Raw genomic sequence first — 9,865 nt, 5'->3', positions numbered from 1 at the left:
TTTGAGTTGTAGTGACTGGAAAACAAAGCCCGCTTGTTAGAGCGGGCTTTTTTGTGGCTGATTTTCCGGCCGTACGCCTTTTCCCTAACACAGTGCTGTCACGCAGCAAACATGGGACCTGTAGGAGTGAGCTTGCTCGCGATTTCGGTCTATCAGTCGGTGAATATATTGCCTGTGTTGACGTAATCGCGAGGAATGTGGATCACCACCCGGTCATTTCTACAGAAAAGCATTTAAATTCAGTTAGTTGTTCATGTTTTATGAGAGCTGCCGCAGGCTGCGAAAGCAATCTCCCAGCCCTCCGCCATCGCAGCCTGCGGCAGCTCCTACAGGGACCACGTTTGCCTCTGCAACGCCTGCATCTGCACATGCAATGGGTGATACGGCGCGCGATTACCCTCGCCATCCGCATAGCCGAATACACCAGCGGGACAGTATCGACCGTCGTCCCAGCCGGGATAATCCAGAAATGGATACCAACACAGCGCCTCAACCACGACGCCCCTCTGTTGCGCTAGGGTAATCTGCTCGCTGATGTAGCTCAGCCATGGCACGCGCTCATCGCTCTCCGCGCCGGTTTCTGAAATCAGCAGCGGCCTTTGATAGCGTTGCTGTAGTTCCTTGAGCATGCCCGCCAGCGGACGAAAATGACGATCGCCCCGCAGGATCTTCGCGCCATTCAGGAACCATTGGTTATGCGGATAGAAATTGGCGCCGATGATGTCCAGATACTCTTCACGCCCGCCCAGCCCAGGCCATTGACGCCCCGCCAACATATCCCAGGTTTCGAACTGCGAAAGCCGATGACGCTCTGCGTTGTTGACCTTATCGGTCCGACTTGAAGCAGCCATGACGTTGATCAACGGCTCGCATTGCACAAACCTCGCTGCAGGCACCTGCTCACGAATGGCCACGGTAGCCGCAATACTTGCGCGCACCAATTGATGCTTGAGTTCCTGTCCTCGCCCACACATACCTGGGTTGAAATAGCCGACCTCGCCACCCGCCCAGCTCCAGAAGGACACTTCGTTAAGGGGCGAAAAAAATGGAGCATCCACCCCTTCCTCTTTCATCAACCTGGCAACGGCACCCGCGAACCGGGCAAAACGCTCGACGAACTCCGGACGCCAGATATCCAGACCGTCGGGATAGCCGTAATGACAAAGATCCCAAACCACCTGAATGTGATGATCCCGGGCAGCCCGCAACATCGGCAAAAAACTGCTCCAGTCGTAGCGGTACGCCTGCGTTTCAATCAGATGCCAGCGCAGCCCGTCGCGTACGCAGCCAATGCCAAGCCCCGCGAGCTGTGAATAATCTTTATCGACCCATTGGGCATGTCCCGTCGTGGCGAGCAAGTCCAGCCTCAAACCGTCCTTTCGACGCTGAGTCGCACACTCATAACCTGCCATCAGAAATGAACTGAAAAGGCGCGTGTTTTTCATGTTGCGCCCCCTGACGACAGGGCCGTCAGGCGACGCATTATCCGGCCTCCACCGCAGACGCAGACCGCCGTGTTTGCTGCTCGATACGCTGGTACAACGCCAATGCCTGGCCCACCACCTGATCCATGTTGTAGTACTTGTAAGTACCCAGCCGACCGAGGAAGGTCACGCCCGGTGTGTCGTCGGCCAACGCGCTGTAGCGCTTGTACAGCTCGGCATTCTCCTGCCGAGGAATCGGGTAATACGGGTCACCTTGCGCACAGGGAAATTCATAACTGATGCTGGTCAGAGGATGCGCCTGGCCCGTCAAATGTTTGTATTCGGTAATCCGGGTATAGGGCACGCTCTGATCCGGATAATTGATCACGGCGACAGTCTGAAACTGCCTGGTCGGCAAGGTCTCGTGCTTGAACTGCAGACACCGATACGGCAATCGCCCGAAGCAGTAATCGAAATACTCATCAACGGGGCCGCAGTAGATCAACTGCTTGTAGTTGACCCGCTCACGCACCGCGGCGAAATCGGTCTCAAGCAACAGATCGATACACGGGTGATCAAGCATGTGCTCGAACATTTGCGTATAGCCGTGCAGCGGCATCCTCTGAAAAAAGTCAGTGAAGTAACGGTCATCTTTATCGGTGCGTGTGGGGATGCGCGACGTGACCGACTTGTCGAGTTCCGATGGGTCCAGCCCCCACTGCTTGCGGGTATAGCCACGGAAAAACTTTTCATAAAGCTCGCGACCAATCTGATTGATTACCACGTCTTCAGAGGTGCGGATATCGGCAACAGGCTCGGCGCGCTCCGCGAGAAAAACCTCTGCTTCATGTTCATCCATAGACCGGCCGTACAGGGTGTTCAACGTCGTCAGGTTGATCGGAATCGGTAGCAGATGTTCATCGACGCGGGCAAGCACGCGATGTTCGTAAGCCCGCCACTCGGTGAACCGTGACAGGTAATCGACAATACGCTGCGCGTTGGTGTGGAAGATATGTGGCCCGTAGCGATGCACCATAACTCCGGCAGCATCGAGATGGTCATAGGCATTACCGCCAATGTGCTCGCGGCGATCGATCAACAGCACGTTTTGGCCAAGCCCCTCAGCCAGACGCTCGGCAATCACCGAACCGGCAAACCCCGCGCCGACGATCAGGTAGTCATATGCACGCTTGTTACTCGCCTGTGAAGGTCCTTTGCAGGCCCTCTCAATCGTTACCTTAGGCATTCGATGTGCTCCTTCATGACTGCGCAGGTTTTATCCCACGACATACCATCAAGCACCGCGTCAGCGCGTTGAGTGAAGGTGGCGTCTGCCCTGGATAGCAGGGCCGCGTTTATGGCGACAATAAAAGCCTGCGCTGAGTCCGCAATCGATACCACGCCTGAATCGCCATAACCGTTGACCACATCGCGAATCGCCGTCGATACCACCGGACAACCGCCCGCCAGGTATTCAGGTGTTTTGGTAGGGCTGATGAAACGTGTCGATTCGTTGATCGCAAACGGCATCAATGCCACGTCCCATCCGGACAGATAGACCGGTAACTCGTCGTAACGCTTGGCACCCAGGTAGTGAATATTGGGCTGACGCGGCAGCGTATCGGGGTCAATTTTCACCACCGGACCGATCAACACGATCTGCCAGTCAGGCCGGAGTGTTGCCAGTTCGCTGACCAGATCAATATCAAAGCGCTCGTCAATGACGCCGAAAAAACCTAATCGCGGACGACCGATATCAGCTTGATCGGCAGGCTCGGGCAACCTGTCGCGAGCGGCTGCGAAGTGCTTGATGTCGACGCTGCTGGGGACTGCATGAGCGTTTTGATGCTGACGTCGCTTGGCTTCCCAAAGGCTATGACCGCCCGTGAATACCACATCGGCCTTGGCCATCAATTGCCGCTCCTTGACGATAAGATCTGGCGGTGCGCCCTTGAACGCCGACAGCTCATCCATGCAATCAAAGATCGTCACCTGAGCCTTGAGGTGCTCAGTAAACGCAAGGCTCATGGGCGTCAGGTACCACAGCAGCAATTCACGGGAAGCCTGCCCGGCCAACCAGGCATCGATCAACTGTCGCTGGGCATCCGTAATCTGTTGCGAATCCATCCCCCACGGAAGGCGCGGCACCATGAGCGTAATCCCGCTAACCGGCCGGGATAACTCCAACTCAGGCTGCTGAACGTCAGCGAAAATCGGCTCTTCGAAAAATACCACGTCGTAGTCCTTCGCCAGGCGAGACATGACGTGTTGCGGGCGCTGATAGACGAAACCCCAACGCAAATGAGAGAGGCACAACAGTAAGGGCCTCGCCAGCGCAGTTGCGGTGGAGCGGGCCTCAATCCGGGCGGGTAAAAGATGATCAGGCGGCTCTAGAAGATTCATCGCGAATTCCTTTTTAAAATCGGAATCGAGACTGAAGCCCATGAGTCCTCTGGCTTCGACCGCACTCGGTTGCATTACCAAATGCGGCGGATGATCAGGTCACCCTTTTGCGCACTTCTAAAACTTGGAGGCGTGCAGTTCATCCAGCGTTCAACGGCGTTGCGTGTAAAGCCGATGAACTGCACTGACCGGTCAGCAACACGCCTTGAACTCCTGTGCAACGGGAGCGCCCATACCTTCACATGCTTCGAAGTCGCCGCGCAGGCCAGGAGACGAACAAGGACATGTCCGGCAGGTTGAAGTCGCCGCTCACAGGTGATGGAACGAGGACAGCACATGATCTTGGTAACCGGCGGTGCAGGCTATATCGGCGCTCACGTGGTGCTTGAGTTAATGGATCACGGCGAAAACGTCGTGATTCTCGATAACCTCTGTAACAGCGCTCGCTCGGTGCTGAAACGGATTGCCCGAGTCAGTGGTCGACGTCCAGGCTTTGTTCTGGGCGACATCAGAAACAGTAGCGTGCTTGCCGCTCTGTTCGACGACTACGCGATTGATGCCGTCATTCATTGCGCCGGTCTCAAGGCCGTAGGTGAAAGCGTGCGTGAGCCGTTGCGCTATTACGACACCAATGTTGGCGGCAGCGTGACCCTGTGCCAGGCGATGGCCAACGCCGGTGTATTCACGCTGGTATTCAGCTCCTCGGCAACCGTCTATGGTGACTGCGCGGTGATGCCCATCGATGAATCCTGCAAGACTGGGCCGCCCTCGAATCCTTACGGGCAATCCAAATTGATGACGGAAAACATCATGAAAAGCCTGGTGATCTCCGACAGCCGCTGGTCAGTAGGCTTACTCAGGTACTTCAATCCGATTGGTGCCCATGACTCCGGGGAGTTAGGCGAAGCCCCAACCGACATCCCCAATAATCTGTTGCCCTATCTGCTGCAAGTCGCCAGCGGACAACGTCCGGCATTGAGTATCTACGGCAACGACTATCCCACGCCTGATGGCACAGGAGTGCGTGATTACGTGCATGTCATGGACCTGGCTGAAGGGCATGTCAAAGCCCTTGAAGTACTGCGTTTGAAGCCTGGCGTTCAGATCTGGAATTTTGGCACCGGCCAGGGATATTCCGTGCTGGAAGTCGTCAAGGCATTCGAGCGGGTCAGTGGGGTGAGCGTGCCGCTGATTTACGAACCGCGCCGCCCAGGCGATATCGCCCGCTGCTGGGCGGCCCCTGACAAGGCCTCGCTGGAGCTCGGCTGGAGCGCTAAACGCTCACTCGATTGCATGCTGACCGATGCCTGGCGCTGGCAGTGCCGCAGTCAGCCAGCGTCGATTACGACGCTGGCCAGTTGAGCAAGCGTTGCTGCACGGTTTAAACAAACACCATTGATTACAGGTCAATGCACTGGCAGGGTATACCACTGACCAGACGCGACGCGCCCATTGCACTCGCGTTATCGCTTCGAACAATCAAGAGGTTCGTCCATGAGCAAAGCACCTTATGTTCCGCCCAAGGTATGGAAAAACGAGGCGTCCGGCGGCCAGTTCGCAAGCATTAACCGGCCTGTCGCCGGGCCGACCCACGACAAGACGCTGCCCAAAGGCAAGCACCCGTTGCAGCTCTATTCGCTGGCTACGCCCAACGGCATCAAGGTCACCGTCTTGCTGGAAGAGCTGCTGGCACTGGGGCACACCGACGCTGAATACGATGCCTGGCTTATCCGCATCAATGAAGGTGATCAGTTCTCCAGCGGCTTCGTCGACATCAACCCCAACTCGAAGATTCCGGCATTGGTCGACTACAGCGCAGAACCAGCCATTCGCGTATTCGAGTCGGGTTCGATCCTGCTTTATCTCGCCGAAAAATTCGGCCGTTTCCTGCCCACCGATCCGGCTGGTCGCACTGAAACCCTGAATTGGCTGTTCTGGCAAATGGGCGCCGCGCCTTACCTTGGCGGTGGCTTCGGACACTTTTACGCCTATGCGCCAGAGAAGCTCGAATACCCGATCAACCGTTTCGCCATGGAAGCCAAACGTCAGCTGGACGTGCTAGATCGCCGCCTCAGTGAAAGCGCCTATCTGGCAGGCGACGAATACACGATTGCCGATATTGCAGTCTGGTCGTGGTACGGCCAACTGATACTGGGTGGCCTGTATTCGGCGGCTGAGTTTCTGGCGGTGCATGAGTACACCCATGTACAGCGCTGGGCGCATGAGATCGCCAAACGGCCCGCCGTCATCCGTGGCACCCGGGTCAACCGCACCTGGGGCGATGAAGCGACCCGCGTACCGGAGCGGCACGACGCTGCGGATCTGGATTGAGGAACCTGTGGGAGCAGAGCTTGCTCGCGATGCAGGCGCTACAGTCCATCAGGCAGATCGCGTTGTCGTTTATCGCGAGCAAGCTCTGCTCCCACAGTTGATCACCGCCCGCAGGCATCGAGCAGACGACACAAATGCTGCTAATGCACCGGCCCTTTCGCGAATGAATTCGCTCCCACAGGTTTTGCGCCCGGTTCAAGCTCATGATGCTCCTGCGGGACTGTCGGGTTGGCGCTGCATGTAAACCTGTGGGAGCAGAGCTTGCTCGCGATGCAGGCGCTGCAGTCCATCAGGCAGATCACATTGTCGTTATCGCGCGCAAGCAGTTGATCACCGCCCGTAGACATCGAGCAGACGACACAAATGCTGCGAATGCACCGGCCCGTTCGCGAATGAATTCGCTCCCACAGGGTTTGAGGTTTGCAGGCAGATATGGAGTCGCCCGGATAATCCGCATCCAGGCGACTCACATCACTGCGTTTTACCTCAACCTTTCGCCGCCATCGCCGTGACTTCCACGCGCATGCCTTCAACCGCCAGCGCGGCGACACCCACGGCGGCGCGCACCGGCCAGGGCTTGGCGAAGAAGCGTTTGTAGACTTCGTTGAAAGCGGCGCGATCAGCCATGTCGGTAAGGTAAATAGTCAGGTGCAACACCCGATCCATGGAGCTGCCGGCTTTTTCCAGCGCTACTTTCAGCGCTTGCAGCGTGCACTCGCTCTGTAGCGTGATATCGCCCAACTCCAGACTGCCGTCAGCGTGAGTCGGAATCTGCGTCGAAACCAGCAGACCGCCAAAACCAGTGACGTCAGAAGAGATGGAGTCCGAATCAGGATCAGGGATGAAAGTGATGTCGTGATTTGCCATGAGGGTCTCTTGTCGGAAGTAAAAAGGTCACTTGCGAAGCGACGTCTTTTTTTGCGAGACCAGTTTACAGGCCGCTTGAGGTAAAACGCAGCCATGAAAAAACCCGCCGAAGCGGGTCATTTTTCATCAATACCATTCCAACATCCTGTCGGTAGCCGTCCCGGCAATGGTGGTCATCCTTTACCTCCGAAGCGCTTCCTGCGTTCCGGTTGATGGGTTTAGATTGCGCTTACTGCGCCGCTGCGTAAATGGACAATCACCATTGCGCTTTGTAAGCCTTTCGCCATTAGTGGCGCAATCGGATGACTTACAGACGTCAGCCTTTGATGGAGACTCCCCTAAGAATCCACCCGATCCCAGTAAGGCGGTGTGCCGATGGCATTCAAAAAGTAATCCCACACCACCCTGACTTTCTGAGAGCGCAGCCGATTCTCGGGCGATATCAGGTGAATCTGGCTCGGCGACGGTTCGACGCCCCCCTCCCAGTCCGGCAACAGCTGGATGAGCTGTTGTGTTTTGAAGTGCGCCTGATTGAATAGCCAAGACGGGAAAAATACGATCCCCCTGCCCGCCAGTGCCGCTTCCATCAACACCTGACCGTTATTGCTCCGCAGCGGGCCATCGACGTCAATGGTCTCCACGGCATCGAACCCTGGACGACGAAAGTGCCAGCGCTGTATGCCGCTCACGCCTTTATAGACGAGGCAGGAATGATTGCGCAGGTCCTGCGGCGAAGCAGGCTCTCCGTGTCTTTCCACATAATCGGTACTGGCGCAAAGCAGGTAGCGCTGGTCGCAGATCTTTCGCCCGATCAAACCCGAGTCCTGCAACTGCCCGACCCGAAAAATGATATCGGTGCCCTCCAGCACAGGGTCGATAAACGCGTCGGTGACGTTCAACTCGACGCTCAGCCTGGGGTATTTTTCGTAGAGGCCATTCAGGAGCTTCACGATGTGTAACTGGCCGAACGCAACCGGCGCATTGATTCGCACCAGGCCGTGGATATCACCCACCTTGCCGGTCACTTCTTCGTCAGCCGCGTCGAGCAAATCCAGTACCTCGCGAACCTGCGCGTAGTAACGCTCGCCCGCATCGGTGAGTTTCACGGCGCGGGTATTTCGATACAGCAGTTGCTGCCCCAGCTCTTTTTCGAGCGCCGCAATGAAGCGCGACACTGAAGAGGCAGGCACCTGAAAGTGCCGCGCCGTTGCGGAGAAGCTACCCGTGACGGCAACCATGGCGAAGAATCTGTGGGACTTCAGGTGCATGGGAGCCTGCTCTGATCAAAACGTAATGATGAACCGGGATGAAATCTATTGCGGGAGCGTCACCAGAAAAAACTACTCAGTGCCGACCTCCGCATTTAAAACCACCCCTTGCTAAAACAGCAATAGTCTTTTGCTTTTAGCCTCAATTGTGGCTGCCACAGCAACAACCTACCATGACGGTCACTTTCATCTGCCGAGAAAGCCCTGCGCTTGCGGGCCTCTCCTCGGGACCTGATTCCCGTCCATGGAGACTTAAATTTATGACCGACCTCTTTAACACTTACGACCTGAGCGGCCTGTCGTTGAGCAACCGATTCGTCATGGCGCCAATGACCCGTTCCCGCGCGCCAAACGACATTGCCAACGAGCAGATTGCGCTGCATTACACCCAGCGCGGCACCGCTGGCCTTATCGTTTCCGAAGGCACGCCGATTTCCCGCGAAGGCCAGGGCTACCTGTTCAATCCCGGTATTTTCACCGACGAGCAAATTCAGGGATGGAAGCTCGTGACTGACTCTGTACACAGCGTTGGCGGCAAAATGTTTGCTCAGCTCTGGCACGTTGGCCGGGTGTCCCACACCTCGATTCAGATCGATGGCAAAGCCCCGGTCAGCTCCACCAACAAGCCTGCTCAAGGTGGCAAAGCATTCGCCTACACCGAGAATGGCGAACCAGGCTTTGTCGAAACCACAATCCCTCGGCCGCTGACCACTGATGAAGTCGGTCGAGTCGTCGAAGACTTTGCACAGGCAGCCGCGAATGCCATTGCTGCCGGTTTTGACGGTGTGGAAATCCACGGCGCAAATGGCTACTTGCTTGAACAGTTCCTGAACCCGCTGGTTAACGATCGCACGGATCGCTACGGCGCCAGGAACCTTGATGATCGCCTGCGATTCGTGTTTGAAGTGGTCGATGCGGTGAGCGCCCGGATTGGCAAGAATCGAGTAGGCATTCGCATCTCGCCTTACGGCCAGCTGTTCGATATGCCGATCTATCCCGAGATCGACGAAACCTACGCAGCGCTGTGCTCAGGCATGAACGAGCGCGGTATTGCCTACGTGCACGTCATGGATCAGACGCACTTCTTCATGGCTGGTGAAAGCTCTGCCGCACAGGAAAAAGCGCTGCGTGAATTGCTCAAGGAGTGCAAAGCCAGACTGGGCAACACCGCACTTATCATCGCCGGTGACATGACGCTGGAGCGTGCTCAGGATCTGGTTGACGCCGGTCTGATCGACCTAGCCGCATTCGGCCAGCCGTTTATTGGCAACCCGGACCTTGTGGCCCGATTGAAAAACGGCTGGCCGCTAACCACGCCGGATCGCGATACCTACTACGGTGGTGACGCCAAAGGCTACGTGGATTACTCGCCGTACGAACCGGCCTGAGGTAGCAAACGAAGGCTCTGTGGGAGCAGATTTATCCGGGAGGGCGATACGCCTGACAATACACATGCGTCGGCTGCAGCGGCCTCTTCCCGGATGAACCCGGTCCCACTGAATTGCTTAGATACCTGTGGGAGCGAGGCTTGCCCGCGATAAAAGCGCTGAGATCTATCTGATAAACCGCGGT

Annotated in this window: 8 protein-coding genes; 3 read left to right on the top strand and 5 right to left on the bottom strand. The window is 56.7% G+C overall.

Annotation, left to right across the window (positions count from 1 at the left end):
• Positions 1-326: 326 nt before the first annotated feature.
• Genes AUC61_RS21005 through AUC61_RS20995 form a run of 3 tightly spaced genes read right to left on the bottom strand, consistent with a single transcriptional unit; the run spans position 327 to position 3,827 of the window.
• Positions 327-1,445: a beta-glucosidase gene (locus AUC61_RS21005; protein ID WP_243248064.1), complete on the bottom strand. Its 1,119-nt coding sequence runs from the start codon at positions 1,443-1,445 to the stop codon at positions 327-329.
• A 37-nt stretch (positions 1,446-1,482) separates the two neighbouring features.
• Positions 1,483-2,670, bottom strand: a complete 1,188-nt coding sequence (glf, locus tag AUC61_RS21000; RefSeq protein WP_243248063.1) for a UDP-galactopyranose mutase — start codon at positions 2,668-2,670, stop codon at positions 1,483-1,485.
• Entirely contained in the window at positions 2,658-3,827 is a 1,170-nt protein-coding gene (locus AUC61_RS20995) for a glycosyltransferase family 1 protein (RefSeq protein WP_243248062.1), read from the bottom strand. Before AUC61_RS20995 ends, glf begins: the two co-directional genes overlap by 13 nt.
• 336 nt (positions 3,828-4,163) lie before the next feature.
• Here AUC61_RS20995 and galE point away from each other — a divergent pair, with 336 nt between their 5' ends.
• Together galE and yghU are read left to right on the top strand one after the other, a co-directional pair.
• A complete protein-coding gene (galE, locus tag AUC61_RS20990) occupies positions 4,164-5,189 on the top strand; it encodes a UDP-glucose 4-epimerase GalE (protein WP_243248061.1) in 1,026 nt (341 codons plus the stop codon).
• Between the two features lie 132 nt (positions 5,190-5,321).
• Positions 5,322-6,158, top strand: coding sequence for a glutathione-dependent disulfide-bond oxidoreductase (yghU, locus tag AUC61_RS20985; protein ID WP_122663284.1), 837 nt, complete (start codon positions 5,322-5,324; stop codon positions 6,156-6,158).
• A 486-nt stretch (positions 6,159-6,644) separates the two neighbouring features.
• On the opposite strand, the gene AUC61_RS20980 is transcribed toward yghU, so the two are convergent.
• Positions 6,645-7,025, bottom strand: coding sequence for a RidA family protein (locus AUC61_RS20980; protein ID WP_243248060.1), 381 nt, complete (start codon positions 7,023-7,025; stop codon positions 6,645-6,647).
• Between the two features lie 338 nt (positions 7,026-7,363).
• On the bottom strand, positions 7,364-8,293 hold the full coding sequence (locus tag AUC61_RS20975) for a LysR family transcriptional regulator (RefSeq protein WP_243248059.1): 930 nt from the start codon (positions 8,291-8,293) through the stop codon (positions 7,364-7,366).
• Positions 8,294-8,553: 260 nt separating this feature from the next.
• Between AUC61_RS20975 and AUC61_RS20970 the strand changes: the two genes are divergently transcribed.
• On the top strand, positions 8,554-9,681 hold the full coding sequence (locus AUC61_RS20970) for an alkene reductase (RefSeq protein ID WP_243248058.1): 1,128 nt from the start codon (positions 8,554-8,556) through the stop codon (positions 9,679-9,681).
• The last annotated feature ends 184 nt before the right edge of the window (positions 9,682-9,865 follow it).

The sequence above is a fragment of the Pseudomonas maioricensis genome, assembly GCF_022790535.1.
Taxonomy (GTDB): domain Bacteria; phylum Pseudomonadota; class Gammaproteobacteria; order Pseudomonadales; family Pseudomonadaceae; genus Aquipseudomonas; species Aquipseudomonas maioricensis.
The sequence above is the reverse complement of the archived record's forward strand: the minus strand, read 5'-3'. Positions and strand labels throughout refer to the sequence as shown.

Coding starts and splice junctions, on each gene's coding strand:
- AUC61_RS20975 (WP_243248059.1), bottom strand. CDS start 8,293: ATGCACCTGAAGTCCCACAGATTCTTCGCCATGGTTGCCGTCACGGGT.
- galE (WP_243248061.1), top strand. CDS start 4,164: ATGATCTTGGTAACCGGCGGTGCAGGCTATATCGGCGCTCACGTGGTG.
- AUC61_RS20995 (WP_243248062.1), bottom strand. CDS start 3,827: ATGAATCTTCTAGAGCCGCCTGATCATCTTTTACCCGCCCGGATTGAG.
- AUC61_RS20980 (WP_243248060.1), bottom strand. CDS start 7,025: ATGGCAAATCACGACATCACTTTCATCCCTGATCCTGATTCGGACTCC.
- glf (WP_243248063.1), bottom strand. CDS start 2,670: ATGCCTAAGGTAACGATTGAGAGGGCCTGCAAAGGACCTTCACAGGCG.
- AUC61_RS21005 (WP_243248064.1), bottom strand. CDS start 1,445: ATGAAAAACACGCGCCTTTTCAGTTCATTTCTGATGGCAGGTTATGAG.
- yghU (WP_122663284.1), top strand. CDS start 5,322: ATGAGCAAAGCACCTTATGTTCCGCCCAAGGTATGGAAAAACGAGGCG.
- AUC61_RS20970 (WP_243248058.1), top strand. CDS start 8,554: ATGACCGACCTCTTTAACACTTACGACCTGAGCGGCCTGTCGTTGAGC.